Origin of the sequence: Pseudothioclava alba (assembly GCF_033100795.1) — a bacterium.
In the GTDB taxonomy this organism is placed as follows: domain Bacteria; phylum Pseudomonadota; class Alphaproteobacteria; order Rhodobacterales; family Rhodobacteraceae; genus Pseudothioclava.
Genome location: NZ_JAWLVI010000003.1, coordinates 1 through 25,685, shown reverse-complemented (window position 1 = coordinate 25,685; position 25,685 = coordinate 1). Strand labels below are relative to the sequence as shown.

Sequence of the window (25,685 nt, the reverse complement as noted above, 5' to 3'; positions counted from 1 at the left end):
TCGGTTAACTCGGCATCCTAGTCGCTGAGAAGCACCACTCGTCCAATAACTGTATTGCGTCCCCAGTCTCTGTGTTTCAAAACGCCATCAGCGATATAAAGGTTATCAATATCGTAGCGTGTCCAAGTTCCCGCTCCGTCGTATAGACTGATGAACGCTGGGATAGCGTTCGTTACAAGGCGAAAATACTCTGGATCGGCGTGTGTGGCAAAGGATTGCATTACTGCTAGAACTTCGTCGTATTCAGTTATTCTCTCATCTACGAGAAATGCACACGCCGCCTCGAAGCCCCCACCGCCCACGCCTACAATTGCTGCTGGCACCCAGACAAACGGATTTAGGATAATGGCACCTGCGGTTCCAATTGCGCCACCTGTGCCAGCAATAATCCCAATTGTTCCAGCACCCGATGCTCCCGCCATAGTCGAACCGAGCATCGTCAAACCGCTTCCAGCATTGACCAGCGTGTAAACGCCCAATGCAGTGGCTGCGCCTGTGGTCGAGGTAACCGCTATACCACCACCGATGACTGCTGTACTTCCACTGTCACCAAGTATGCGCGAAGGCCGATAATCGCATGTGTCAGCCTGGACCGGCGCGGCAATAGCCATAAATCCCGTGATGAAAGCGACTCTCAGTGTGTTACTGATGTGCATTTTTCTTTCCTTCCAAAGGGCGTGCGGTTCGGGCATGGCCACGTAGCCTTTTGCGGCAATACGCTGCATCAGGTTGCCACGCACTACAGCGACGATCAACTTACCATTCAGCAAAGTATTAAAATTTTGTCAGTCGACCGTCCGCCCCACCTGCTCCGGCCAGCTTTCACCCGCCAGAAAACATAGGTCGTAAAGACTGACCGCCGACGCCTCGCGCCCGCAAGTCAGCCGCTTCAGCACATGCGGTGCCAGATAGGCCAACCGCAGCTGTCGGCTGACATGTCGTTCCGCCAATCCAACGGCCTCGGCCAGTTCCTGGATGGTCACGAACTCACCGGCATCCATGCGCCGCCGCCACCCCCATGCCCGGCCGATGGCCCGCAGGATGTGCGGATCTTGGGCCTGATCCTCACTGGCGCGGTAGTCGGCGGGCGGCACGATTTTCGGCCGCCCGTTCTTCTTGCGAACTGTCAGGGGAATGAGAACGCGGATGGTGTCGTCAGGCTTGGTCATTCCGCAGCCTCCAGCCTGCTGGGCGCCACCATCTCGCGGATGACCCCGGCGATTCCCTCGCGGCGAATGTCGACCTCTAGCCCGGCGGCGGTGACCGTGACCCGCCGCACCAAGAGCTGGATGATGCGGGCCTGCTCAGCCGGGAAGAGTTGCGACCAGAGGGCCTTGAACTCGCGAAGGGCCGCGATGGCATCCTTTTCCGATGCCCCACCGCTGTCGCGTTTCAGCGCAGCCAAGACCAGCGTGACGACCTCTGGCGTTTGCAGAATGCGCCGCACTTCGGTCACGACCGCATTTTCGACCATTCCGGCGGCGAGCCGCATCGGTGCGGTTTCCTCGCCGGTCTCGCGGTTCCGGATCACGTCCATGGACACATAGTAGCGGTAGAGCTTGGCCCCCTTTTTCGTGCTGGTCGGCGTCATGGCGGCACCAGATTCGCCGAAGATCAGCCCCTTCAGCAGTGCAGGCGTTTGCGTCCGGCTGTTGTTGGCCCGCTTGCGAGGGCTTTCCTGCAGGATGGCATGCACGCGATCCCAGAGGTCTGCGTCGATGATGGCATCATGTTCACCGGGATAGGCCTTGCCCTTGTGCAGAGCTTCGCCCCGATACACGCGGTTGTTCAGCAGCCGGTAAAGATAGCCCTTATCGATCAGCGTGCCCTGCTTGTTGCGGAAGCCCTCACCACGCAGCTCCCGCGCCAGCACGGTCGCCGAGCCCAGATCAATGAACCGCTGGAAAATCCCCCGCACTGCGGCTGCCTCGGCCTCGTTCACTACCAACTTGCGATCCTGCACATCGTATCCGAGGGGTACATAGCCCCCCATCCAGATGCCGCGCTTGCGGGATGCGGCCACTTTATCGCGAATGCGTTCGCCGATGACCTCGCGTTCGAACTGGGCGAAGGACAACAGGATGTTCAGTGTCAGCCGCCCCATGGATGTGGTCGTGTTGAAGGACTGGGTCACCGAGACGAAGGTCACGCCGTTGCGGTCGAACACCTCGACCAGCTTGGAGAAATCCATCAACGAGCGCGACAGACGGTCGATCTTGTAGACCACGACGACGTCGATCAGCCCGTCGTCGATGTCGGCCAGCAGCTGCTTTAAGCCGGGTCGGTCCAGATTACCCCCCGAAAAACCGCCATCGTCATAGCGTTCGCGCGTAGCGACCCAGCCCTCGGATTTCTGGCTGGCGATATAGGCCTCGCAGGCCTCCCGCTGGGCGTCGAGGCTGTTGAATTCCATGTCGAGCCCTTCCTCGCTCGACTTGCGGGTGTAGATGGCGCAGCGCAGGCGGCGGTTGGGGCGGGTGTTGAAGTCCATCACACGTCCTCCCGCTGGCGTTCCCGCAGGCCAAAGAAGCGATACCCGTTCCAGCGGGTGCCGGTGATTTCGCGGGCGACGGCGGAGAGGGATTTGAATTTGCGTCCCCGCCAATCGAAGCCGTCTTTCAGCACGATGACGGTATGCTCGACGCCATCCCATTCGCGCAGCAGCTTTGTGCCCGTCACGGGATTCCGGGGGTCGGCGATCTGATGCTTGCGCCGGGCATGCCCTTCGACCTCATCGGCCAAGAGATCCAGCATGCGCCGGGTCTCGCGGTCGGGGCCGCTGTAGGTCAGCTCCTGAAGCCGATAGGCGATCCGAAGTTCGAGAAACGCGCGGCTGTTGTTCGGTGCCGAGGTGCCGATGAGCTTTTCCCATTCGGCTTTCAACTCCTTGACTGACATCGCCTTCAGGGCGGCCAGGCGCGACAGCACCGTCTGATCCAGGCTTGGATCATCCCCCGGCTGCGCAGGGGTTATCTTATTGTGATGCTTCATGAGTTCCTCCGATGCGGATACGTTTTGCACGACGACCACCGCTCTTTCGGTGCGAGAAGTCCACGAAACTGTCTCCGTTCTCGGCAGATAAACCGCTGGACTGTGCAGCCTTCAGCCGAACGACGGCTGCGGCCAGGATGCGTCCGATCTCGGAGAGGCGCGCGTCGGCCGACATGCGGTCAGGGCATAGGGGATTGGGCCCCGAAATCGGGGTTTCTGGTACATAAGACATGGCGACTTTTCGCGATTGGGATGATGGTCAAAAGGTATCGCGAAATCAGGAAATTACAAGTTTTTCAATAATTTGAGGACATCATCGCGCTATGCGTAATGCCGCGAAAATCTGCGCACGCAATCCCCGGCCTTGGTGACCTCGTCAGGCGCAATGGGCCGCGAATCAGCGCGCGTCGCCGCCCATGAATTTGTCGAACGTGTCGAGTTCGGGCTCTTCTTCGAGCTCGGCCATCTCCCACCGCGACGGTCCGCGGTCGGGATATAGGAGCAGCGAAATCGACATCTCGTTCCCAGGTGAGAACACGGTCATTTCGCGCACGGGTTCGCTGCCGAGCCAGACACCGGCCGGGTGGTGATGGCCGTGACGGCCAGTATCCCAGTCCACTTCCTGCGCGGCCAGAGATGCCGCTGGCAACTCAGTCACAATCTGCCGGGCACGGTAGAACACGCCGGATTTCAGAAGCGGTTCGCTGGACCAAGCCCAGTCGATGAAGCCATCTTTGCCGACGACGATCATCGCCCGCTTGTGGGTGATGGTCATCCATTTCAGGATCGCCGCCGTCAACGAAACAGCATAGCGGTCGGCCAATTCAGTCATCAGGTCGATGTCGATCACGCGGCCGTCGATCTGCGCGCGGAAATCATCAAGCGGCATCAGGAGGTAGGAGGCAAAGGTGTTGGCCTCGCCTTCGATCTTGTTCCGGCGTTCGTCCCAGTCCGCCATGTTGCGATTGGTGCACTCGAGGCCAGCGGGGTGCAAATGCCGATGCAGCAGGTAATGCCCGAGTTCGTGGGCCAGCGTAAAATTGCGCCGTCCCTCGGACGGGATGTTATCGTTGTAAATGATACCCCATTCACCCGAGCCGTTGGGGTGCGGCATCAGCATGCCCTCGATGCCATCTGACAGATCGAGGCCCCTGACCATCGTGATGGGCGCATCCGGAAAGAGGTTGCGCGAGATATCCTGCGCCAATGCTGCCACATCGATGGGAAACCGCGGCAGCCCGTGCGTGCCCTGAACGGCCGAGAGAATCTGTGTCAGACGGATTGCCCAGCTTTTGGGCGACAAGCGCAGACTCAACTCTTTTTGCTCCACAGGTCGATCATGTCGGTGATCTTTTCCTGATCTTCCGGTTTGAGCTTGCTGAATTTGCGGAAGAACGCCTCCTTCAGAACTTGATCGCTGGGTTCTTCACTTTCATCGAGCAGGTAATCGGTCGTGACCTCGAGGGCCTGTGCGATGCGGGTCAACTTTTCGCCGGAGGGTTTTCGGGTGTCGCGGTTCTCGAGTTCCCAAATATAGCTCTTGCTCGAGTCGGTCAGCTCGGCGAGCTTGTCGAGGGAATATCCCTTCTCCTGGCGGTGGCGCTTGATCTTCGCGCCGAGGGACGTGGTCATCGTTTCATCCTTGTTTTCCTTGGGTTCAGGACATTTGTTCGATATGCCGAACAAAAACGTGCTGTGCAAGTAGACTCGGCGATTTGTTCGGTATATATCGAACGCCTGCGTATCGCGATGCGCCGATTCTCCCTGCTCCCGGTCTCGAAAGGTCTGCCCATGACTGCTATTTCCGCCTTCCTCCGCAAAACCCCTGTTGTCCGCCTGAGGGATTACTTCACGGCTGGCGGGTTCACGTCGCTCGCTCCCGTCGATTGGACAAAGCCCGAGGCCGAGATCGTCGAACCGCTCATCAAAGCGGTGGACGGCATGACCGATGATGAAAAGCAGCGCGTTGTCCTTGATGCTGGCCGCGTTGCGGCGCTGGCGGATGAGCCCGGGCAAAATGCCCTGCACAACGTCGTCCAGAACCGCTCCGTCTTTGACACGCTCGAGGGGGCCAACAATCGGTCGCTCTGGGTCTTTCTGAACGAGAACGACCGTTTCCGCCTTGCGGAAGAGGTGCGCTACAACGACGAGCGCCGTCGGACGCGGTCGTGGAATGGCTTTGAGGTCGAGAAGGACTGCGCCGTTCGCCGCGATCCGATGTCTGTTGCCGCCTTTACCAAGGCGATCCGCGACCGCTTCGACACCCCGCATGTGCATGTCGATATTTTCGACCGGCACCGCGTTATCCTCGAAGACCAGGAATGCGACCTGGTTCAGGTTGCCGTTTACCGGGAAGGCCGCCCCGAAGACATGCTGGGGTTCGACGCGAACAGCACGCTGTCGCGTCGGATCGTGAAGCCGGTCTTCGAAGCGTCGCTGACCTATGAGGCGGATACCGGCGTCATCGAGGTTGTGGCCAATACGCTGGAAGACCGGAGGGATCTGACGGCCTATATGGCGCGGGACCTGCTTGGCATCGATTTCAAGGAAAAGCCGATCCCGCTTCGGGAATACGATCTCAGCATGTTGCTGAAGCCCTTCGACTTCCCGACGGACGTCAAAGACGGAATCATTGGCGTTACCGTGAAAGAACTGCGCTTGATGGAGGTCGGTCAGCCCAACGAGCGGATCATTCTCGAATCCATGTCAGGTGCCGACCGCACTGTCTGGGAAATGGCCGAAGAGCGCATCGGGCTCGACATCGGCGGCACCGGGCATGTCCTGTCGATCGCGTCGGAGATGCCGGAATGGATTGTTACCCGCGCCCGGTTCACGATCAAGTTCCAACCCGGCCCCGGTGGTGGGCGTGGCAAATCCCTTACGCTGACCGTGACCATGCCACATGGCTGCAACCTCAAGGACATGACCCCGCATGAGCGGTTGATCGGTGAGAAGTATCTGCGCCGCTGGGGCATCCTGACCGACACCGCTGATCTCGGTGATCTCATTGAGTAAGCGGGCCGTCGATATGCTGCTTCAGGTGATGGAAACCCGCGCAGCCAAGGTGCAGGCAACGACCTTGCGGCAAGTGTCACCTCGGGCAACGGATCAGTTGGTTGAGGCCGAACTTCTGGTGGCGTCCGGGCATATCCCGGTCGTCACGGCGATGGACCACTTCGAAGATGAGCCCATCCCGGCGGAATGGTGCGCCGAGCGCAGGCAGTACGGCTACACTAACAGCGTGGGCCGGTGGGTCGCTGTCGATGCCGCTGAGATCGCTGCCCTGGCAGTCGATTATCAGAGGGTCTTCGCCAAGATGCTGGTCGGCTTCGAACGCGTTGCCCCCGCGCGCCCCGTCTCTCTGATCGATGGCTTTGCGTGGGACATAGGCACCATTCGGCTCGCTGGGGCCAAGTCGCCGGTGCCAATCTGGTTTGCCCGGCGCTTGGCTGACCCTGCCGTCTGGCAGCCTGTCGATGCCCGGTTCTCGCGCCAACAACCAGACGAGGTGCGCGTCATCCTGACGTCTACACTGGGCGATCGCATCCCGATCACCGTGAACAAGCGAAATGTCGTCATCAACGTGGCCGATGTTGCAATCGCCCCCGGTAAGCTTGCGATTTCACCAGCTGCGCTTGGTGCGCGGGTTTTTCCGGGTCATGTCCAGCGCAAGTTCCCGATCGACCATTCGGATGGTTGCGGCATCGTCTGGCATAGGGGTGAAATGCTGACTTTTGGCGGGGACAAGCAGCGTCTGCTCTTGCAACTGCTTTTCGCAGCCTATGAGGTCAAGTCGCCGGTCCTGCGCGTTGCGCATGTCCTTGAAGAGGCCGGGTATGGCGGTCAGGTGAATACTCTGAAGAAGGCTTTTGGCCGTCGCACCGATTGGCAGCGGTTCATCAAATTCGACGATGGAAATTGTTGGATCGAACCCTGATCTTGCCCTGCGCGTTTCCATGAAAAGGCCGTCCTTCGGGGCGGCCTTTTTTCTTTTTCGGGCATCAATATGCGCTGCCTCCCGTTTTGCCTCCCGGCTGCCTCCACGGTGCCTCCCAGCCCCTCCGCCATGGTGATCCCGCAAGTGTTCGCGCAAATCCCAAGGAGGTTCACATGGCGATCAGGCACCTTTCCCAGATCGAGCTGGCGGCTCGCTGGAATATATCGCACCGCACGCTGGAGCGCTGGCGGTGGACGGGCGAAGGCCCGAAATTCATCAAACTCGGCGGCCGGGTGATCTACCGGCTCGAGGATGTCGAGGCCTTCGAGGCCGAACAGATCCGCGGCGCGGATCACGAACCCCATCGCCCGATGTCGGCGTGAAGGGGGACGACATGACAATTTCAAACCACATCACCCTGGCCGACCTTCCCCACATGCCTGTGGGCGAGATTGCCGCGCTGCCTGCTGATCAGTTGGCGATGCTGAAAGACGTAGCCGATCAGCAACTGGCGCAAGCCAAGTCTCTCGCGGATTGGCTCGATGGCGCCATTTCCCTGAAATATGCGGACCGCGCTCAGACAACGCGCCATGGGGAAGGCAAGGATACGGGCACCATCCGGTTCGAGGATGACGGTGTCACCGTGATCGCCGAACTGGCCAAACGTATCGACTGGGATCAGGTCAAGCTCGCCCGGATCGCCGAGAACATCGCCTCGGCCGGCGAAGACCCTGCAGAGTTCATCGATACCAAGCTATCGGTCTCCGAGCGCAAATACGGTGCCCTGCCGGAAAGCTGGCGCAAAGGGTTCGAACCCGCCCGGACCGTCCGCACTGGCAAGCCGAAGTTCCGTTTCGTTTTAAACGGAGGTGCGTCGTGACGGCACTTCTTCCCATCCCCCAGGGCGATCCGAGCCTTCCCGGCTTGATTGATCGTGCCGCGACCATGCTTTCGAATGCGAAGACCTCGGCGGAAGTTCTCGAAGCCCGTGAGGCCGCAGGGCTTGCCTACGATGTCGCAAAGCGTGCCGCGCGCCTCAGCCGGGCCAAGTCCGCGCATGATGATCTAATTGCGGCGGCCCATCGCGCCCAGGCTGATGCGTTGGAAATCGAAGCCGCTGCCAAACGCCGCCTCGCCGATGAATATGACATGGCACAAGCCCAAGGTGAGGTCGGCAAGAGCGGGGTACGGACGGACCTCGTTTCGCAGGGGAACGAGGTTGTTCCTTCCGCCGCAGACATCGGTCTTTCACGCAAAGCCATTCACGATGCGCGCCTGATCCGCGACGCGGAAGAGGCTGAACCGGGCATCGTACGCCGCACCCTCGACGAGAAACTCGAGCGTGGTGAGGAACCGAACCGGGCGGCACTGCGCAAGATGGTGGTCGATGCCGCCATGCGGGGAATGCGCCCTGAGCGCAAACCCAGTCGCCGGAACCCGCTCTATGTCCCGCCGACGCCGCAACAGGCCGCCTGGCAGCATGTCACCGGCACGTTCCGCGCCTTCGCCGAATGGGCTTCGGATGACACGCTCGCCTTGGCCCGCGAGGGCATGAACGAGGCTCAGGGCAGCCAGTTTCACCATCTCGACATCGCCGCCATCGCGGCCGGGGCGGAAGCTTTTACCAAAATCAAGGAGTGGTTCGATGCTTGACAGTCAGTCAGCTGCCTTCGCCGAACGCGTCTGGGAGGTGGCCTCCCAGCTTGGCAACAATGCTCCGAAAATCGCCGATGACATCATGGGCGAAGCCTTCCCGTTGACCTGCTCGCAGGCACGGGCGGAAGGCGCGATGCGCATGCTGCGCATCGGGATCATTTCGGAAGTTAAGCGCATCCTGCGCAACCGTCATGACGTGCTGACCCAGACGGATTTCGCCGACCGGTGCGATGCGTTTGCGCCGCTCGTCAGTGATCTGCGCTCGAAGTCCTACTTCGTCGAAAGCGCCGAGGAATACGTCGTGGTCCCGGACCTGATCGCTGAACCTGATCTCCTCGACGATGCGCGGCGTTTCATGCGGCGCAAGGGACTTGAATGCCTCGCGGAAGCCGACCGGCTCGATGCGCTCTACGCGGCTGTCACCGGCGAAAAGACGACCGCCGTGGCGACGATTTCCAACCCCAAACCTGACATGGGAGAGTTCTGATGGCGATTTCTCTCGCATCCCTGCGCACGACCTCTGCGCTGACGCCACCGCGCATTCTGATCCACGGTGTGGCCGGGGTGGGCAAATCCACCTTTGCCGCCGCTGCGGATCGGCCGGTGTTCATCATGACCGAGGATGGTCTGGGCAAACTGCAGGTGCCGCATTTCCCGCTGGCAACGAGCTACACGGAGGTTGCCGAGGCGCTGGATGCGCTGCTGAACGAGGACCACGATTTCGGCACCGTTGTGATCGACAGCATCGATTGGCTCGAGCCCTTGATCTGGGCCGAGACCTGCAAGCGCAACAACTGGGTCTCGATCGAGGCACCGGGCTTTGGGAAAGGCTATGCCGAAGCGCTGAATGTCTGGCGGGAATATCTCGACAAGCTGAATGCGCTTCGGGACCAGAAAGGCATGGTGGTCATCCAGATCGCCCACACCGACATCAAACGCTTCGACAGCCCCGAGCACGAACCCTACGACCGGTATGTGATCAAGTTGCAGGCCCGCGCCTCGGCGCTGCTGCAGGAGCATTCCGACGTCGTGCTCTTCGCCAACTATCAGATCTCGGTCGCGAAATCCGATGTCGGCTTCAACAAGAAGGTGACCCGGGCGCTCGGGTCCGGTGCGCGCGTCATGCACACCGAAGAGCGCCCCGCCTTCCTTGCCAAGAACCGTTACGGCCTGCCGGACACCCTGCCGCTTGAGTGGTCGGAGCTCCTCGCAGCCATGCCCCAACCTGAATGATTGCCTTGAAAGGATAAGACCATGGCACGTTTCGACACCTCTTTTGACGCGACCAGCGTCGAACCCACCACCGCCTATGAGCTGCTGCCCGCAGGCAAATACCGCGCCCAGATCGTGGAAAGCGAGATGCGCGTCACCAAGAATGGCATGGGCCAGTTTCTGTGGCTGATGATCGACATTCTCGAGGGTGAGCAGAAGGGCCGGAAGATCTTCGACCAGCTGAACCTCGTGAACCCGAACCCGACTACGGTGGAAATTGCGCAGCGCACGCTTTCGGCGATCTGCCATGCCACGGGCCGGATGCATGTCAGCGACAGCGAGGAACTGCACCTGATCCCGATGACGATCCAGGTGAAAATCAAGCCGCCGAAGAACGGCTACGGCGAGAGCAACGCGATTGCCTACCTGCCGCCCGACAAGGGCACGGCCGCTGCTGCCCGTCCGGCGAAGCCCGTGTCTGACCCGGCCGGTTCTTCGGTGCCGCCGAAAATGGCCTCCGCGCCCTGGAACAAGAAAGGCTGAGCCTTCGCGCTGCCCTGCGCCCTGACTGACGGGGCAGCGCGCAACCCCATCTGAGGACATTTCCATGACTGACATGACCAACGCGGCCCCTGTGGCCGTGAACAGCCCCGGCTTGCCTGAAGACCAGCGGCGGCTGATCGAACTCGACGATGCCATCGCCAAGATCCGCACGCAGATCGCGACGGCCGATCTGGCCCGCCAACGCGGGGCGAGGCCGATCGATCCGGACTGGTTCCACCGGGCCCGCACGGCACTCCGGCATCTCAGCCGCGAGCGCGCGGAACTCTTGGCCCAAGGCACCGGCCGCCGTCGCCGCGAAAAACTCAAGGACGCGCTGATCGGCATCCTGCGCGAACGCCATGACCCCGAGACCTGGGATAGGATTCTGGCCGAGGCGCAGGCCCGCAGCGCACGGGAGGGTCTGTGATGGCCGAGCTTCCCGAAGCCCCCACGCCGACGCTGGCGGCGATCTATGCCGATTATGAGGCCCGCCAGGGCGATGGTTTCCGCGATCACCTCGGGGCCTCAATCATCGGCAAGTCCTGCGCACGCGCGCTCTGGTATGATTTCCGCTGGGTCACACCTGCGCGTCATTCTGGCCGCCTGCTGCGTCTTTTTGAGACCGGCCAGTTGGAAGAGGACCGCCTCGTGCGCAACCTTCGCGCCACCGGCGCGACCGTGCTTGAGGTCGACCCCGAAACCGGCCGCCAGTTCCGTGTTGAGGCCCATGACGGTCATTTTGGCGGGTCGCTCGATGGCGTTGCCCTTGGGCTCCTAGAGGCGCCAAAGACATGGCATGTGCTGGAGTTCAAGACCCACGGCGTCAAGAGCTTCAACGAGTTGACCGCCAAGGGCGTGGTGCTGGCCAAGCCCCAGCATGCCGCGCAGATGCAGATCTACATGCATCTGACGGGGATCACCCGCGCGATGTATGTGGCGGTCTGCAAGGACACTGACGCACTGCACATCGAGCGGATCAAGGCCGACAGCGCCATGGCCGAGCGCCTGCTGGAAAAGGCCGGGCGCATCATCTTCGCCCAGCATCCGCCCACGCGGATCAGTGAGGACCCGGCCTGGTTCGAATGCCGGTTCTGCGACCACCATGCCGTCTGCCACGAGGGTGGTGGGGCGGCCGTGACCTGCCGGTCCTGTCTGCATGCGACGCCCGTTGACGGCGGCTGGCACTGCGCCCGCCACGACCGAATGCTGGCACCCGCCGAGCAGCGTGCGGCCTGCATCCGCCATCTCTTCATCCCCGATCTCGTTCCGGGCGATGTCATCGACGCGGGCGACGATATCCTCACCTACCGCATGGCCGATGGCTCGACCTGGGCAAACGACGCCCGCACGACGGAGGCCGCGCCATGCTGACCCTGCGCCCCTATCAACAGGCCGCGATCACCTCGATCTACGGCTATTTCCAGAACCATAAAGGCAACCCGCTGGTGGTCATCCCGACCGCCGGGGGCAAGAGCTTGGTGATGGCCGCCTTCATCGAGGGCGTGCTGAAGGCATGGCCCGACCAGCGCATCCTGATCGTGACCCATGTCCGCGAGCTGATCGCCCAGAACCATGCCGAGATGATCGGGCTCTGGCCCGAGGCGCCTGCCGGTATCTATTCGGCGGGCCTCGGCAAGCGCGAGGCGCAGGCGCAGATCCTCTTCGCAGGCATCCAGTCGATCCACCGCCGCGCGCAAGAAATCGGCCACACGGATCTCGTGCTGATCGACGAGGCACATCTCATACCCGGCAATTCTAGTACCATGTATCGGCGTTTCCTTGATGGCCTCACCCGCATCAACCCGGCGCTCAAAGTGATCGGGCTGACGGCTACGCCGTTCCGGGTGGACAGCGGCATGTTGCACGAGGGCAAGAACGCGCTCTTTACCGACATCACCTACGAGGCACCGGTGCGCGATCTGATCGATGCTGGATATCTCAGCCCGCTCGTGTCGAAACAGCCTGCTACGCGGCTCGATGTATCGAAGGTCGGCACCCGGGCGGGCGATTTCATCCAGCGCGATCTGGCAGCGGCGGTCGACAAGGAGGCCATCACCCGGGCAGCGGTCAGCGAAATCATCGCGCACGGTCGTGACCGGAAATCCTGGCTGGCTTTCTGCTCCGGCGTCGAGCACGCGCGTCATGTCGCCGAAGAATTCGCCCGCCAAGGCATCATCTGCAGCACCATCTTCGGCGACACGCCGAAGGACGAGCGGGATACCATCATTGCCGCTTTCAAGCGCGGCGAAATCCGGGCGCTGGCCTCGATGGGCGTGCTGACCACCGGCTTCAATGCGCCGGGTGTCGATCTGATTGCGCTCCTGCGCCCCACCAAGTCCGCAGGCCTCTATGTGCAGATGGTCGGCCGCGGCACGCGCCTCGCGCCGTGCAAAGAAAACTGCCTCGTACTCGATTTTGCCGGCAATGTCCGCCGCCACGGGCCGATCGATCTGGTGCGCCCGAAACGCCCGGGCGAAGGTGGTGGCGGTGAGGCCCCGACCAAGCTCTGCCCCGAATGCGACAGCATCGTCGCGCTCTCGGCGACGGAATGCCCGGACTGCGGCCACGTCTTCCCGCCCCGGGAGGTCAAAATCGCGCCGACGGCGGCCACACTTCCCGTCCTGTCGCCGAAGGTCCAATGGCTGCCGGTTCACGGCGTCTCCTACAGCCGCCATGACAAGCTCGGGGGGCAGCCCTCGCTGAAGGTGACCTATAGCTGCGGGATCAAATCCTACAGCGAATGGGTCTGCATCGAGCATCAGGGCTATGCCCGCCAGAAGGCGGCCGAGTGGTGGCGGAAGCGCGCGCCCGGCTGTCCGGTGCCGCTCAGCGTGGATGAGGCCATTTTGCAGGCCCAAGAGCTGATGCGCCCCAGTGCGATCTCGGTCCGTCCCGCGGGCCGCTATGTCGAAGTCTCCGGCTACAGGTTTGACCCATGCGCCAAAGTTCCCCCGGCCTCTGCGCCGTCTGCCACCGGCAACCTCGTGGGTTTGGCTGGTTCGACCGGAATTTCCGGGTCTCGGACCCACGCCGCGATGCCAGCCGCAAGCACCTCTGCAGCCGGACCTGCCAAGACATCTGTCACAGGAGGACGGGCATGATCGATCCCACCCCGAATGAGATGCAGGCGATGACTGTCGGCGGCCAGATGGGCGGCGCGTATCTCGAAAGCATCGGTAAGTCCGATCTTGCCACCCTCACAGAGACCGAGTGGGACCGCTTCATCGATGCGGTTGTCACCGGATATTGCGATCACTTGCGCGAGCTGGCGGGCCAGGACCGCACGCGGCTCGACGCCATGACCCCTGAGGTGCCCTTCTTATGACCAGCATATCCTTCATGGCGCGCTTCGGCGCGCGGCTTGTGACCAATGGCTATGCCATCCTGCCCATCGGCCCCGGCACGAAAAAACCCGGCCGCTTCCAGCGTGGGATATGGGCGGATTATCCGGAATGGAACCGCCATGCCGAGCGTGGCACTACCGAGGTCGAGGTGGCCACATGGTCGTCCTGGCCCGACTGCGGCATTGGGATCGTGGGCGGCGCAGTTGCTGCGGTCGATATCGACATCAAAGACGACGCAGAGTTGGCATTGAAAATTGAGCGCTTGGCACGCGAGCGCCTCGGTGACACACCCGCCCTGCGCATTGGCCGGGCCCCGAAGCGCATGCTGGTCTATCGCACGGCTGCGCCGTTCCGGGGCATCAAGCGCCATCCGCTGGAGGTGCTCTGCCTTGGGCAACAGTTTGTGGCCTATGCCATCCACCCCGACACTGGCGCACCCTATGCCTGGCCCGAGGAAGGGCTGGCGGACCTCGACATCACCGAATTGCCCGAAATCACGGCCGAAGTTGCGCTGGCGTTTCTCGACGAGGCCTATGCGTTGCTGCCGGAAACGCTGCGTCAGCGGGGGCTGGCTGCCGTTGCACCTGTGGGTGATGTCGAGCGCATCCACAGCCAGATCGGTACTTTGCCCGCGATAGACGCCGCCCTCGCCTGGTTGCCCAATGCCGAGCTGGATTACGACAGCTGGATGCGCGTCGGCATGGCCCTGAAAGGGGCACTCGGCGAGGCCGGGGCCGATCTCTTTGCGGATTGGTCAGCGCAGGCGGCAAAGGATGTGCCGGCCACCACGCTGAAGGCTTGGGCCAGCTTCAAGCCCGACCGGATCGGCGCTGGCACGATCTACCATCTGGCAATGGAACGCGGCTGGCAGCCAGATGCAGAACTGCGGCTTGATGGCAGCCTGTCCGAGGTCGAAAACCACCCAGCGGCGGGGCTTCTCGCGAGGCTGGATGTGACAACAAGCACGGCTGCTCCGACCCCGGCCAAGCCTCCGTTCTCGCTGACCATCCCTGACGGTTTAGTGGGTGATCTCACGGGTTACATGCTGACCACCGCTCGACGCCCGCAGCCGCTCCTGTCATTGGGAGCCAGCCTCTGCGCCATCGGTGCGCTGATGGGTCGGAATTACCGCACCGAAAGCAATCTGCGCTCGAACCTCTATGTCGTGGGCATCGCCGACAGCGGATCGGGCAAGAACCACGCCCGCGAAATCATCAACGAGACCTTCTTCGAAGCGGGGCTGGCCCATCATCTGGGCGGCAACAAGATTGCCTCTGGTGCGGGGCTGCTGACGGCACTGCACCGCCAGCCTGCGATTCTGTTCCAGATCGACGAGTTTGGCATGTTCTTGTCGGCGGCGGCCGACCGCAAGCGCAGCCCGCGACATATCACCGAGATCCTCGACAACATGACCGAGCTTTACACCTCGGCGGGCGGGATCTTCCTCGGCGCGGAATACGCCAACCGGGATGGTACGAACGAGCGGCGCGACATCAACCAGCCCTGCCTCTGCGTCTACGGCACCACGACACCGCTGCACTTCTGGGGCGCGCTGCAGGGGGCGAACGTGGTCGACGGCTCGCTCGCCCGTTTCCTGATCCTGCCCAGCGACGAGGACTACCCCGATGAAAACATCGCCGTCGGCATCCGACAGGCCCCTCCGGCACTGATCAACGGGCTGCAGCTCATTGCATCGGGTGGGGGCACACAAAAGGGCAATCTTGCGGGCAAGACGGCAGATCAAAACACCGCCGTGAACCCGATGATCGTATCCATGACCGAGGAGGCGCGCGACCGGTTCCGCCAGCTCAGTATCGAGCTGACCGAGGAATTGCGCGCTGCCGCTGGCACGGCCTTCACGGCCATCCTCGCCCGCATTGGAGAGAACGCCCTAAAGCTTGCGCTCATCGTGGCGGTGGGCCGTGATCCGATCAGGCCCGAGATCGAGATCACGGCGGCAGACTGGGCGATCAGTTTCGTGCGGCACTATGCGCAGCGCACCATGGAAGCGGTCGAGCGGCATGTCGCTGACACCGAGACCGAGGCACATCTAAAGCGGCTCAAGGAAATCATCCGAGGCTCGGGTGCCAAGGGCATCACCAAGTCCGAGATCACTCGGGCCTCGCAATGGCTGAAATCCCGCGACCGCGACGAGATCCTGCTCACCCTGATCGAGAGTGGGGACATCACAACTGGCATGCGGGATACCGGCGGGCGGCGGGCCATGGTTTACCGGCTTGTGGCGTAATCCGGGGACTTCCTTCAAACTGGGGGTTTCTTCAATTGAAAGAAGTTTGGGTCCAAGTGCCTGTAAGAAATTGGTATTTTGACTTCCTTCACTTCTTTCAATCTTTCAAGGGGATACCTGTGTATGTGTATCCTCGCGCGCGCGGTTAAAATAAGGATGAGGTACCTCATGAAATAATTGAAATATTGAAAGAAGTTATATTATATATAGAGATCAACACCTTAGGGGCTGACTTCTTTCAAGATGCCCCTTTGAAGGAATTGAAAGAAGTCCCGGGCGGCCCGCTCGCCCCGCGCCTGACATGACCAGACCACCCTTCGGGGCCTGGCGAGACCGCAGCCTTCACCGGCCAGCCCTCTCGCCACGCTCGCCAAAGCGAAGAGGAGGTCTAGATGACCCAATCCAACGAACACCTGCGCTGCATTCTGGCGCTCGATCTCGGCACCACCACCGGCTGGGCCATCCGTGGCTATGACGGTCTGATCACGACCGGCACCGCCAGTTTCCGGCCCGGACGCTATGACGGCGGCGGTATGCGCTACCTGCGTTTCACCAACTGGCTGACGGAACTCGACCGGTTGTCGGGTCCAATTTCGGCGATCTGGTTCGAGGAGGTGCGCCGCCATGCGGGCACTGACGCCGCCCACGTTTATGGGGGCCTTATGGCCTCACTGACCTCGTGGGGGGAATTGCGCGGCATTCCATACGAGGGCGTGCCGGTGGGCACCATCAAACGTCACGCCACGGGCCACGGAAACGCACCTAAAGAGGCTATGATCGCCGCCGCCCGCGCGCGCGGTTACAGCCCTGCGGACGACAACGAGGCTGACGCGATCGCCATCCTGCACTGGGCTCTGGAGAACCAGGGAGGTGCAGTATGAGGCTCTACCCCAAGGGCTACGGCGGCCTGCGCCGCGATCCCGAACAGGTCAAACGGGACGGCTGGCACGAGCAGCGCATGCTCGCCGTGTCGCTCAATGACCCACGCCTGACCTGGCCAGAACGCGAACTCGTCCGTCAGCTTGGCGAAAAACTCTATGGCAAACATCCGGCCACGAGGGAGGTGCGTCATGGCTGAACGCAACTGGACCGCCGACGACGTCGCCGATCATTTCGAGGAGGCGTTCCGCACCCTGCGCAAGTTGCCTCCGGTAAAGGTGCAGGGCTATTTCAACGCCTGGCCTCAGATCGTGCGGACCGATCGTGAAATCCTCGCGATGGAGCCCATGCCGATGCGGGTCTGGCCGTCGACCTCTGCGATCACCCGGCTCGAGCAGACCTTCGACTGGGTGCTGTGGATCGGCGAGGACGAACGTCGTCTGATCTGGTGGCGGGCATCTCGGCGTCCCTGGAAGGAGATCACTTACGAACTGGGCGTCGATCGCAGCACCGCATGGCGGCAGCACAAGCTCGCGCTGACCAAGATCGCGACCCGGCTCAATGCTGCAGCTGCATAAAGTGTTGCAACACTTTTGTTTTCGACAGCTGCAACAAATTCATGCTATGTGAAGCATATGATGGGGAGAGTACGTCGCGGAGACGTCTCTCCCCGTTTTCGTTGGTGGATGCCCCCGTGGCCTCCGGGGTCCAGCCAGAATCCAAGCCGCTAACCCATTGAAATTGAACGGGTCCCTCCTGTTCGTGACTGTATTCGGGGGGGCGAGGCCCGAGGGTTTCCCAGTGACATCCCTGAAAATACCCATTTCGTTTCGCTTTGACGCGAACCCCAACAAAACAAAGGCCTGACGGCCTCGAAACCTACGCCTGAACCGAAACGGGGGACTGACCCCATTGCGCTTTCGGGCATCCCCAAGGACATCACCATGGACGTCGTCGACCTGCCGCTTGAGCAGATCATTCCCTATGCGCGCAACCCGCGGCGCAACGAGCAGGCGATCGCCACGGTCGCGGCCTCGATCCAGGAGTTCGGCTGGCGACAGCCCATCGTTGTGGACGAGGCGATGGTCGTGCTGGCTGGGCACACCCGGCTGGAGGCTGCGCGCAAGCTCGGCCTCAAGACCGCGCCGGTGCATGTCGCCAAGGGACTTACCGCGTCCCAGGCGCGCGCGTTCCGGATCATGGACAACCGCTCGAGCGAGAACGCGGAATGGGACAAGGACCTCTTGAACCTCGAACTGGCGGACCTGCTGGAGGCGGATTTTGACCTTGGGCTGACCGGCTTCACCGATGACGAGCTCAACGCACTCATGTCGAGTCTTGAGGAAGGCACCGGTCCGCAGGAGGGTGAGGACGATGTTCCGGAAACCCCCGAGGATCCGATCAGCCGCCCGGGCGATCTCTGGATCCTCGGTAACCACCGGCTGCTCTGCGGCGACAGCACGGTTGCCACGGATGTCGAGAGAGTGCTGAACGGCGTAATGCCGCTCTTGCTTGTCAGCGATCCACCGTACGGTGTGGAATACGATCCCAGCTGGCGCAACCAGGCGGGCGCGGCGAAGACCAAACGCACGGGCAAGGTGCTGAATGATGATCGAGCGGACTGGCGTGAGGCCTGGGCCCTGTTCCCCGGCGATGTCGCCTATGTCTGGCACGGCGCGCTGCATGCGGCGACCGTGGCGGAAAGCCTCGAAGTCGCTGGCTTCACCATCCGCTCCCAGATTATCTGGGCCAAGGACAGACTGGTTCTGAGCCGGGGCGATTATCACTGGCAGCACGAACCCGCTTGGTATGCTGTTCGGAAATCCGGCAAGGGCCATTGGGCAGGTGACCGCAAGCAGACCACGCTTTGGCAAATTGCCAACAAGGATCAGGACGAAAAGACCGTCCACGGGACGCAGAAGCCGGTGGAATGCATGCGCCGGCCGATCCTAAACAACTCGAGCCCGGGTCAGGCGGTCTACGAGCCTTTCATGGGATCGGGCACCACGCTGATCGCGGCCGAGACCACGGGCCGGGTCTGTTACGGCATCGAGCTGAACCCGGCCTACATCGATGTGGCTGTCCAGCGTTGGCAGAAGTTTACGGGCAAGCAGGCGTTGCTTGAGGGCAGTGACACCACTTTCGATGCGCTGACGGCGGAACGTGAGGCCGCATGAAACAGTCTCGCCTCATGTCTCTGGTCGAGGCTATCACCAACGTGATCGTCGGGTACAGCGTTGCGGTCGTGACGCAGATTCTGATCTTCCCGATCTTCGGCTTGCACACGACGCTCGCGCAAAATCTGAAGATGGGCGCGGTGTTTACCATCGTGTCGATAGCGCGTTCCTTCGCCCTGCGGAGGGTGTTCGAGTCGATCCGACTTGCTGGCGACAAGGACTACCTCCGTCGAGGCGATCTCGCCTAAACGGTTCCAACGTTGCCGCCAACGCACTCAGAACCTATGATCTCTCTGAGTTGGAAAACATTGCCGGGCCATAATTTTGGTGCGGAGATTTAGGATCGGGCTTGTGTTGCTGCACAACGAAAACGAGGAAAATAGAGACTCCGATTTGCTGCCAGACGGTCTCGAAGCGTTGCGGCGTGAGCTCGGCCTCAACGATGTGATGGGTTTGATTGAGCGGACTGCGCAGTGGGTCGATCCACAGACATTCCAGTACCTTCCAGTCTGGTATCCAGAACACGCCCGGCGGAGCTTGTTCTATAAGGCAAACTGGTCTGAGCCACAGATGAACCGCAATCGTCAAACGGGCGCGACTATTCACAAGTTCGAAGGAAACATCCACGCTAACAAGGCTCTTACGCTCGCACTGGGCCTCCGTGCGGCGGAACGACCGAATTGGTCGTGCTGCCATATATGGGGTGTGGATGATGCCGCTTATCAGATCAGCAATGCTGTGGTTCAGGATCGGCGCTTCTTTTCTTGCGTGGCGAACATGGTCCTTCTCCCCACACCGCTGAAGGCATTTACGGACGTCATGACCGAAGTAAAGATGATGCTGCGGGTATGCGCGTTGCAGCTCTACGGCTGGTCTTGTGACCATGAGGAGGTGGCAGACACCGCCCGGCAGGTCGCGGAATGGTCGGATTGGGACGCTTACCCGGAAAGCTGGCCGAAACCAGATCGGTCCTCGCTTCCTCTCGGCACAGCCAAGTTTTCGGCGCGGATTAAGGACGCGGCAGATCGAAGGAAGACCGCTATTCGCAAGGACCTCGCATCTGCTGGGCCGCACTATCCTCGGGATGATGTCCGGAAGGTGCTCGACTACTGGAACATTTCGCTGTGATACAAAGAAGCCGCCGCCACGAGGGACGACGGCATTTCGATGGGCGTGGTGCGTGGCGCTAGCCTCGCGGCAAGCTATAGACTCGCCCTCGATCCCGATCTTCGGGCTGCACACGACGCTCGCGCAAAATCTGCAAATGGGCTTGCTGTTCACCTGCGTCAGCTTGGCTCGCTCGTTTCTGCTACGGCGGCTCTTCGAGGCCATTCGGGTGCGCGGTGTACGTTGAAACACCACCGCACAAACCAGAGCAAGTCCGGGGTTAATTTGACTTTATTCTTGCTTTCCGAGCTTCTCTCTTTGAACGGAGTTGGGCCTTGCGCCGCGCTTTCTTGGCCTTCCTCTTCTCTACCTTTGCTTTGATCTCTTCTAATCGTCTTTCCAATACGTGTGTGGGGAAAACTTCCGAGGCGGGCTGGCTATCGCGTGAAACGACATGAGGAGCGACCCAAGTTCGGGTTCCATCCAGCAGGGTTCTCCAGTGCCCTTTACGTTCGAACTCGGCCATTGTTGGGCTCCGTCAGCTATTTATCATAAATGGTTACGCTTCAGCCAAATGTTAAGCAACTGTGCAGCTCGAACCGTTTGCGGTACTTCTAGGTAGCCCGGCCATGGCGCTCCGCATAACAGAACGATTGTCTAGGTGTCGTAAAGCGTGGTCATGGGTATTTTCCCGCGCAGTTCGTGCGTATTCCCGAGGGCTAGATCAGGCCGAGGTCTTTCAGGCAGCTTGCCGTATCCATCAGCTGATGGGTCGGAACCTCGACCGTGATCGTGAAGCTGTCGGCGAAGGTTTTGCCGTAGACGCCCCCATCGTCCATCAGGGCCATTTCGATCTCCTCAAGGACGACGGTGATACGGCTGCGATCAAAATGCTCGGGCAGTTTCCGGATGGGGAGCCGAATGCTGGTGGTTTCCATGGGGTTCACTCCGCGTGTTCGCCCTCCTTGAAGGCGCTGTCGGTGATGCGCTTCAGGAGTTCGGCGTAATAGTCGAGGTTGCCGACATGGCCCCAATGGACCTCGTCGGGGTGGATGTTGAAATGCTCTGCGCTCAGCGCCTGTAGACGCGCGAGCATGGTGTCGATCTCTGCCTTTTTCTCGATGAACGCGGTCAAGGCTGCGGTCTGGCTCTGGCGCGGTTCTCGGGTTCGGTTCAGGCGGGTCATGGCGGTGGCTCCTCAGGCTGGAATTTCATCCGTTTCTGAACCCAGGTTCGCTCTGATGCGGAGGCTTATCAACGATATAAGAGCATGATTTCGAATGATAATCGGAGCGCGACATGGAGGGCATGAGCGAGCGCCAATACGCGACCCGTGTCGGCCTTTCGCGCGGCGCGGTCCAGAAGGCCAAGGCATCCGGGCGGCTGGTCCTGCATGACGATGGCAGCATTGATGCGGTTGCCAGCGACGCGCTACGCACTCAGGCGACAGACCCGTCAAAAACCCGCAAAACCCCGCAGCCGAACCTGAAGCCCGTTTCCGAGGCGGCGGTCTCCGCTGTCGGCGAAACGCTCCGCGAACAGGGGCTGAGCGCACCGCAGGTGGGTGGTGGGACGACATTTCTGCAGGCGAAAACCGCAAACGAGGTGCTGAAAGCACAAGAGCGGCGGATCCGGCTGCAAAAACTCAAGGGGGAGCTGATCGACCGGGCGCGCGCATTGTCGCTGGTTTTTCGGCTCGCCCGACAGGAACGCGATGTCTGGGTCAACTGGCCAGCTCGTGCGGCGGCCCTCATGGCCGCCGACCTCGGCGTAGAGCCAGCTGCCATGCAGAAGGTTTTGGAAAAACATGTCCGTGCCCAGCTCGACGATCTCGCCGAGGTCAAACCCGACCTTCGGTGATGCGCACGCCTCAAGTAGCGAAGCGGTAGGCGAACAACTCGACGATTTCGACGGCGCGGCCGAGATCCTGCGCGCCTGGGGCGCTGGCCTTACGCCAGATTCCGATCTGACCGTCTCTGAATGGGCAGACCGGCACCGCATGCTGTCGGGGCGGTCGGCCGCAGAACCCGGGCGATACCGCACCATGCGCACGCCCTATATGCGCGAGATCATGGACCGGCTGTCGCCGGGTGACCCCACGCAACGCGTCGTGTTCATGAAGGCCGCACAGGTCGGAGCGACCGAGGCAGGCAATAACTGGATCGGCTTTGCGATCCATCAGGCACCAGGGCCAATGTTGGCGGTCCAGCCGACGGTGGAACTCGCCAAGCGAAACTCGCGCCAGCGGGTCGATCCGCTGATCGAGGAAAGTCCCGAGCTCCGAGAGAAGGTCAAACCGGCCCGATCCCGCGACGCGGGCAATACGATGCTGTCCAAAGAATTCGCGGGCGGCATATTGATCATGACGGGCGCGAACTCGGCGGTCGGGCTGCGCTCGACCCCGGCGCGCTACATCTTCCTTGATGAGGTCGACGCCTATCCGGCCTCGGCTGACGAGGAAGGCGATCCGGTCTCACTGGCCGAGGCGCGCTCGCTGACCTTCGCGCATCGGCGCAAAATCCTGCTGGTGTCGACCCCGACGATCCGGGGGCTGAGCCGGATCGAGCGCGAGTTCGAAGCCTCTGATCAGCGCCGTTTCTTCGTGCCATGCCCGCATTGCGACGCCATGCAATGGCTGAAGTTCGAGCGGCTGCAGTGGCAAAAGGGCCAGCCCGAGATGGCCGAATATCACTGCGAGGCCTGCGACAGGACCATCGCAGAGCATCACAAGACGGCGATGCTGGAAGCCGGTGAATGGCGTGCGACCAGCGCATCCGCCGACCCGAAAACCGTGGGGTATCACCTTTCCGCCCTCTATTCCCCCATCGGCTGGATGAGCTGGATGCAGATCGCCCGGGCTTGGGAGGCAGCACAGGGTTCGGACGAGGCAATCAAGGCCTTCCGCAACACGACCCTTGGCGAGACCTGGATCGAAACGGGCGAAGCGCCCGACTGGCAGCGGCTTTATGACCGCCGCGAGACCTGGAAACCCGGAACGGTTCCGACGGGCGGGCTCTTCCTGACGGCTGGTGCCGATGTGCAGAAGGACCGGATCGAGGTCGATATCTGGGCTTGGGGACGCGGTTTTGAGTCCTGGCTCGTCGATCACGTTGTTATCGAGGGCGGCCCGGATCGGCCTGATGCGTGGTCAGACCTGACCGCGCTCTTGGATCGCAGCTGGCCCCACGAATGTGGGGCGCATCTGAAGATCGCCCGGCTGGCCATCGACACGGGCTATGAGGCCCCGGCGGTCTATGCCTGGTCACGAAAGGTCGGCTTCGCGCAGGTGGCCCCGATAAAGGGTGTCGAAGGGTTCAACCGCTCGAGCCCTGTTTCGGGGCCGACCTTTGTCGATGCGACCGAGGGCGGCAAACGGCTCCGGCGTGGCGCACGGCTCTGGACGGTGGCTGTTTCGACCTTCAAGGCCGAAACCTACCGCTTCCTGCGGCTGGATCGGCCGACGGACGAGGAATGCGCTGAGGGGGCGGTGTTTCCACCGGGAACGATCCACCTGCCGAAATGGGTGGAAACCGAATGGCTAAAGCAGGTCGTGGCTGAACAGCTGGTGACGGTCCGCACGAAACGCGGCTTCGCGAAGCTCGAATGGCAAAAGCTGCGGGAACGGAATGAAGCGCTGGATTGCCGGGTCTATGCTCGCGCGGCCGCTTGGATCCTTGGTGCCGACCGCTGGTCAAATGCACGATGGGATGAATTGGCCGCGCAGTTCGCGGTCGCTGATGCAGGTGGCTCCGCGACCGGAGCGGCGCGGCAATCGACCCGCAAAGCACAGGTCCGCCGCCTCGCGCGGTCGAGTTACATGGGGTGATCAAATCCCTTTGCCCATGATGCCAACAGGCGGCGCAGGCGGCGATCCCGCTTGAGATGCCATTCGCGACGCATGGCTTCGATCCGGGTTGGCAGACGTTCGGCATAGAGCAGAGACCATGCATTGCCGCGCGTCGATTTCGCTCCGGTGCCCGAATTATGCTCGGCCAGACGGCGGTCAAGATCGAGGGTCCATCCGACATAGGTGCGATAGCCACAGGAGGTCTGGCTACCGAGGACATAGACGAACCCGGTCACGAGGGCTTTTTGCGACCCGTGCCGCGATGGCTCATCAACGGTCCACGTCGCCGGGCTGCGAAATCACCGATGATCATGTGCAGGTGCTGTTCATCAATGTCATCGGGATCGAATGGCCCATCGTACCATTCCAACATGCGCGCGTGCTGCTCGTGCTCTGGATCCGTGACCGCTTCAAGAAACTCCTCGAAACCGCTGATGCTGCCGACATCTTCGGGTGGCGCGCGGCGCGCACCAGCGATGAAACGTGGATATTCGACATCGGCATCCCCCTGCCGGACATCGAGGACAGTGATCCGGTGACGCCAATTGTCGCCGAAGTCGTAAACGTAGAGGAATTCCCGAATGCCGCGCTCCAGAACAGTTGCAAGACGGAGCCCGCTCGCCTTGTAGACCTTGCGCTCGTAGAGATCGTCATCAGAAGACGGCACGCCGTAAATCCTGTCCCCGATCTCGAATTCGTACAGGTGGTAATCCCACCAGCGCATCACGACCTGAATGATGTCATGCATCATGGCCAGGGTGGTCGAGAGTGGCACATCCAGTTCTCGCCAGACCAGCGGGTTTGTGTCTTCGATTTCGATCCTGATGCGGGCGATGGGTTCGATCATGGGCGTCGGCAATAGTCCTGCTGCATTCGCCGCACATTAACGGAAAACCTCACATGTCGACAATCACAGACCTGCGCGCCCGCCGCGATGCGCTCGCGGCACAGCGCGCCTCCGGAGTGGCCCGCGTCAGCTACGACGGCAAGACGGTGGACTATCGCTCCGTCGCGGAAATCGACCGTGCCATTGAAGTACTGGACCGCGAGATTGCCGCGGCCGAGGGGCGGAAACTCATCCGCCAAGTCCGCGTGACAGCGACCAAGGGCCTCTAACTAACATGGCATTGTTCGACATGTTCCGCCGCCCCAAGCCGGCCGGCCCTGAAGCCATGCGTGCGCGGCTTGAGGGGGCGATGGCCAAGCGCCGCTTGCGGGGCTGGAACCCGCCCTTGGAAAACATCAATGCGCTGGTTGCCTCGGGTGGGCCGCGACTGCTGGCCCGCTCCCGCGAGCTGGTGGTGACGAATGGGTACGCAGCCAATGCCTGCGAGGCCTTCGCAGCCAATCTCGTCGGCGACGGAATCAAACCGTCTTCGCTCATTACGGATGCGGCACTGCGTGACCAGGTCCAGAAGCTCTGGCTGGCCTGGACGGACGAAGCAGATGCCGATGGTCTGACCGATTTCTACGGACTGCAGGCCATGGTCGCGCGCGAGATGTTTGTCGCAGGCGAGTGTTTAGTGCGCCTGCGCCCGCGCCGGGCAGAAGACGGGCTGCTGGTGCCGCTGCAGTTGCAGCTTCTGCAATCCGAGATGCTGCCCTTTGAGAAAACCGAAACCGACAGCACCGTTGATCTCGTCAACAAACTTGAGGCCGAAAAGAGAGAAGGCCGCGTGGGACGTTTGGCGGACAGCTTACTCCGCGTCGATCTCGTGATCCTCGACGAACTGGGGTACTTGCC

General features: G+C 61.5%; 35 protein-coding genes and 2 pseudogenes. 25 read left to right on the top strand and 12 right to left on the bottom strand.

What is annotated here, in order from left to right:
- Positions 1–17: 17 nt before the first annotated feature.
- From RYZ20_RS08135 to RYZ20_RS08105, 7 genes are all read right to left on the bottom strand, one after another.
- A complete protein-coding gene (locus tag RYZ20_RS08135) occupies positions 18–740 on the bottom strand; it encodes a hypothetical protein (RefSeq protein WP_317672296.1) in 723 nt (240 codons plus the stop codon).
- A gap of 45 nt (positions 741–785) precedes the next feature.
- Entirely contained in the window at positions 786–1,169 is a 384-nt protein-coding gene (locus tag RYZ20_RS08130; RefSeq protein WP_317672294.1) for a hypothetical protein, read from the bottom strand.
- Positions 1,166–2,491, bottom strand: a complete 1,326-nt coding sequence (locus tag RYZ20_RS08125; RefSeq protein WP_317672292.1) for a recombinase family protein — start codon at positions 2,489–2,491, stop codon at positions 1,166–1,168. The genes RYZ20_RS08130 and RYZ20_RS08125 overlap by 4 nt, the downstream gene beginning before the upstream one ends.
- Positions 2,491–2,991, bottom strand: coding sequence for a DUF2924 domain-containing protein (locus RYZ20_RS08120; RefSeq protein WP_317672290.1), 501 nt, complete (start codon positions 2,989–2,991; stop codon positions 2,491–2,493). Before RYZ20_RS08120 ends, RYZ20_RS08125 begins: the two co-directional genes overlap by 1 nt.
- Positions 2,975–3,166, bottom strand: coding sequence for a hypothetical protein (locus RYZ20_RS08115; RefSeq protein ID WP_317672288.1), 192 nt, complete (start codon positions 3,164–3,166; stop codon positions 2,975–2,977). The genes RYZ20_RS08120 and RYZ20_RS08115 overlap by 17 nt, the downstream gene beginning before the upstream one ends.
- A 222-nt stretch (positions 3,167–3,388) precedes the next feature.
- Positions 3,389–4,321, bottom strand: coding sequence for an ImmA/IrrE family metallo-endopeptidase (locus RYZ20_RS08110; protein WP_317672286.1), 933 nt, complete (start codon positions 4,319–4,321; stop codon positions 3,389–3,391).
- Positions 4,303–4,623, bottom strand: a complete 321-nt coding sequence (locus RYZ20_RS08105; protein ID WP_317672284.1) for a helix-turn-helix domain-containing protein — start codon at positions 4,621–4,623, stop codon at positions 4,303–4,305. Before RYZ20_RS08105 ends, RYZ20_RS08110 begins: the two co-directional genes overlap by 19 nt.
- 159 nt (positions 4,624–4,782) lie before the next feature.
- Here RYZ20_RS08105 and RYZ20_RS08100 point away from each other — a divergent pair, with 159 nt between their 5' ends.
- From RYZ20_RS08100 to RYZ20_RS08005, 20 genes are all read left to right on the top strand, one after another.
- Positions 4,783–6,006 (top strand): hypothetical protein, encoded by a 1,224-nt coding sequence (locus RYZ20_RS08100; protein ID WP_317672282.1) that lies wholly within the window; start codon positions 4,783–4,785, stop codon positions 6,004–6,006.
- Between the two features lie 13 nt (positions 6,007–6,019).
- Positions 6,020–6,928 (top strand): hypothetical protein, encoded by a 909-nt coding sequence (locus tag RYZ20_RS08095; RefSeq protein WP_317672280.1) that lies wholly within the window; start codon positions 6,020–6,022, stop codon positions 6,926–6,928.
- Between the two features lie 173 nt (positions 6,929–7,101).
- Positions 7,102–7,311 carry a helix-turn-helix transcriptional regulator gene (locus tag RYZ20_RS08090; RefSeq protein WP_173507329.1) on the top strand — a complete coding sequence of 70 codons (210 nt, stop codon included), beginning with the start codon at positions 7,102–7,104 and terminating at the stop codon, positions 7,309–7,311.
- Positions 7,312–7,322: 11 nt separating this feature from the next.
- A complete protein-coding gene (locus RYZ20_RS08085) occupies positions 7,323–7,808 on the top strand; it encodes a hypothetical protein (protein ID WP_317672275.1) in 486 nt (161 codons plus the stop codon).
- The gene (locus RYZ20_RS08080; protein WP_317672273.1) at positions 7,805–8,581 is read left to right on the top strand and encodes a hypothetical protein; all 777 of its coding nucleotides are present in this window, start codon (positions 7,805–7,807) and stop codon (positions 8,579–8,581) included. The genes RYZ20_RS08085 and RYZ20_RS08080 overlap by 4 nt, the downstream gene beginning before the upstream one ends.
- Positions 8,574–9,071, top strand: coding sequence for a hypothetical protein (locus tag RYZ20_RS08075; protein WP_317672271.1), 498 nt, complete (start codon positions 8,574–8,576; stop codon positions 9,069–9,071). Before RYZ20_RS08080 ends, RYZ20_RS08075 begins: the two co-directional genes overlap by 8 nt.
- Positions 9,071–9,817: an ATP-binding protein gene (locus RYZ20_RS08070; protein WP_317672269.1), complete on the top strand. Its 747-nt coding sequence runs from the start codon at positions 9,071–9,073 to the stop codon at positions 9,815–9,817. Before RYZ20_RS08075 ends, RYZ20_RS08070 begins: the two co-directional genes overlap by 1 nt.
- 21 nt (positions 9,818–9,838) lie before the next feature.
- Entirely contained in the window at positions 9,839–10,339 is a 501-nt protein-coding gene (locus RYZ20_RS08065) for a DUF669 domain-containing protein (RefSeq protein WP_317672267.1), read from the top strand.
- A gap of 64 nt (positions 10,340–10,403) precedes the next feature.
- On the top strand, positions 10,404–10,766 hold the full coding sequence (locus RYZ20_RS08060) for a hypothetical protein (RefSeq protein ID WP_317672265.1): 363 nt from the start codon (positions 10,404–10,406) through the stop codon (positions 10,764–10,766).
- Positions 10,766–11,710, top strand: a complete 945-nt coding sequence (locus RYZ20_RS08055; protein WP_317672263.1) for a PDDEXK family nuclease — start codon at positions 10,766–10,768, stop codon at positions 11,708–11,710. The genes RYZ20_RS08060 and RYZ20_RS08055 overlap by 1 nt, the downstream gene beginning before the upstream one ends.
- The gene (locus RYZ20_RS08050) at positions 11,704–13,440 is read left to right on the top strand and encodes a DEAD/DEAH box helicase (protein WP_317672261.1); all 1,737 of its coding nucleotides are present in this window, start codon (positions 11,704–11,706) and stop codon (positions 13,438–13,440) included. Before RYZ20_RS08055 ends, RYZ20_RS08050 begins: the two co-directional genes overlap by 7 nt.
- Positions 13,437–13,664 (top strand): DUF6511 domain-containing protein, encoded by a 228-nt coding sequence (locus RYZ20_RS08045; RefSeq protein WP_317672259.1) that lies wholly within the window; start codon positions 13,437–13,439, stop codon positions 13,662–13,664. The genes RYZ20_RS08050 and RYZ20_RS08045 overlap by 4 nt, the downstream gene beginning before the upstream one ends.
- Positions 13,661–15,931: a PriCT-2 domain-containing protein gene (locus RYZ20_RS08040; RefSeq protein ID WP_317672257.1), complete on the top strand. Its 2,271-nt coding sequence runs from the start codon at positions 13,661–13,663 to the stop codon at positions 15,929–15,931. The genes RYZ20_RS08045 and RYZ20_RS08040 overlap by 4 nt, the downstream gene beginning before the upstream one ends.
- A 392-nt stretch (positions 15,932–16,323) precedes the next feature.
- A complete protein-coding gene (locus RYZ20_RS08035; protein ID WP_317672255.1) occupies positions 16,324–16,812 on the top strand; it encodes a crossover junction endodeoxyribonuclease RuvC in 489 nt (162 codons plus the stop codon).
- Complete coding sequence (locus RYZ20_RS08030) at positions 16,809–17,009, top strand: hypothetical protein (RefSeq protein ID WP_317672253.1); 201 nt, start codon at positions 16,809–16,811, stop codon at positions 17,007–17,009. The genes RYZ20_RS08035 and RYZ20_RS08030 overlap by 4 nt, the downstream gene beginning before the upstream one ends.
- Positions 17,002–17,388, top strand: coding sequence for a DUF6362 family protein (locus RYZ20_RS08025; RefSeq protein ID WP_317672251.1), 387 nt, complete (start codon positions 17,002–17,004; stop codon positions 17,386–17,388). Before RYZ20_RS08030 ends, RYZ20_RS08025 begins: the two co-directional genes overlap by 8 nt.
- A 366-nt stretch (positions 17,389–17,754) precedes the next feature.
- Entirely contained in the window at positions 17,755–18,987 is a 1,233-nt protein-coding gene (locus tag RYZ20_RS08020) for a DNA modification methylase (RefSeq protein ID WP_317672249.1), read from the top strand.
- Positions 18,984–19,235 (top strand): DUF7220 family protein, encoded by a 252-nt coding sequence (locus tag RYZ20_RS08015; RefSeq protein WP_317672247.1) that lies wholly within the window; start codon positions 18,984–18,986, stop codon positions 19,233–19,235. Before RYZ20_RS08020 ends, RYZ20_RS08015 begins: the two co-directional genes overlap by 4 nt.
- A 103-nt stretch (positions 19,236–19,338) precedes the next feature.
- Complete coding sequence (locus tag RYZ20_RS08010; RefSeq protein ID WP_317672245.1) at positions 19,339–20,115, top strand: hypothetical protein; 777 nt, start codon at positions 19,339–19,341, stop codon at positions 20,113–20,115.
- 52 nt (positions 20,116–20,167) lie between these two features.
- Positions 20,168–20,341, top strand: a complete 174-nt coding sequence (locus RYZ20_RS08005) for a DUF7220 family protein (protein WP_317672243.1) — start codon at positions 20,168–20,170, stop codon at positions 20,339–20,341.
- 33 nt (positions 20,342–20,374) lie between these two features.
- On the opposite strand, the gene RYZ20_RS08000 is transcribed toward RYZ20_RS08005, so the two are convergent.
- The 3 genes from RYZ20_RS08000 to RYZ20_RS07990 all read right to left on the bottom strand — a co-directional run bounded on the left by RYZ20_RS08000 (position 20,375) and on the right by RYZ20_RS07990 (position 21,280).
- Positions 20,375–20,620 carry a hypothetical protein gene (locus RYZ20_RS08000; RefSeq protein WP_317672241.1) on the bottom strand — a complete coding sequence of 82 codons (246 nt, stop codon included), beginning with the start codon at positions 20,618–20,620 and terminating at the stop codon, positions 20,375–20,377.
- 193 nt (positions 20,621–20,813) lie between these two features.
- Positions 20,814–21,032 carry a hypothetical protein gene (locus tag RYZ20_RS07995; RefSeq protein WP_317672239.1) on the bottom strand — a complete coding sequence of 73 codons (219 nt, stop codon included), beginning with the start codon at positions 21,030–21,032 and terminating at the stop codon, positions 20,814–20,816.
- 5 nt (positions 21,033–21,037) lie between these two features.
- A complete protein-coding gene (locus tag RYZ20_RS07990; protein WP_317672237.1) occupies positions 21,038–21,280 on the bottom strand; it encodes a hypothetical protein in 243 nt (80 codons plus the stop codon).
- A 113-nt stretch (positions 21,281–21,393) separates the two neighbouring features.
- Here RYZ20_RS07990 and RYZ20_RS07985 point away from each other — a divergent pair, with 113 nt between their 5' ends.
- Both RYZ20_RS07985 and RYZ20_RS07980 read left to right on the top strand, forming a co-directional pair.
- A complete protein-coding gene (locus tag RYZ20_RS07985) occupies positions 21,394–21,954 on the top strand; it encodes a hypothetical protein (protein ID WP_317672235.1) in 561 nt (186 codons plus the stop codon).
- Positions 21,902–23,920 (top strand): phage terminase large subunit family protein, encoded by a 2,019-nt coding sequence (locus RYZ20_RS07980; RefSeq protein WP_317672233.1) that lies wholly within the window; start codon positions 21,902–21,904, stop codon positions 23,918–23,920. Before RYZ20_RS07985 ends, RYZ20_RS07980 begins: the two co-directional genes overlap by 53 nt.
- Here the strand turns inward: RYZ20_RS07980 and RYZ20_RS07975 are convergent.
- Together RYZ20_RS07975 and RYZ20_RS07970 are read right to left on the bottom strand one after the other, a co-directional pair.
- The gene (locus RYZ20_RS07975; RefSeq protein ID WP_317672231.1) at positions 23,908–24,177 is read right to left on the bottom strand and encodes a GIY-YIG nuclease family protein; all 270 of its coding nucleotides are present in this window, start codon (positions 24,175–24,177) and stop codon (positions 23,908–23,910) included. The two genes, RYZ20_RS07980 and RYZ20_RS07975, sit on opposite strands and share 13 nt — an antisense overlap.
- Positions 24,174–24,788, bottom strand: coding sequence for a plasmid pRiA4b ORF-3 family protein (locus RYZ20_RS07970; protein ID WP_317672228.1), 615 nt, complete (start codon positions 24,786–24,788; stop codon positions 24,174–24,176). Before RYZ20_RS07970 ends, RYZ20_RS07975 begins: the two co-directional genes overlap by 4 nt.
- Positions 24,789–24,841: 53 nt before the next feature.
- Between RYZ20_RS07970 and RYZ20_RS07965 the strand changes: the two genes are divergently transcribed.
- From RYZ20_RS07965 to RYZ20_RS15860, 3 genes and pseudogenes are all read left to right on the top strand, one after another.
- Positions 24,842–25,057, top strand: a complete 216-nt coding sequence (locus RYZ20_RS07965; protein ID WP_317672226.1) for a phage head-tail joining protein — start codon at positions 24,842–24,844, stop codon at positions 25,055–25,057.
- A 5-nt stretch (positions 25,058–25,062) separates the two neighbouring features.
- A pseudogene (locus RYZ20_RS07960) lies at positions 25,063–25,503 on the top strand (phage portal protein); the annotation flags it as partial.
- 63 nt (positions 25,504–25,566) lie between these two features.
- Positions 25,567–25,685 (top strand): annotated as a pseudogene (locus RYZ20_RS15860) (ATP-binding protein); the annotation flags it as partial.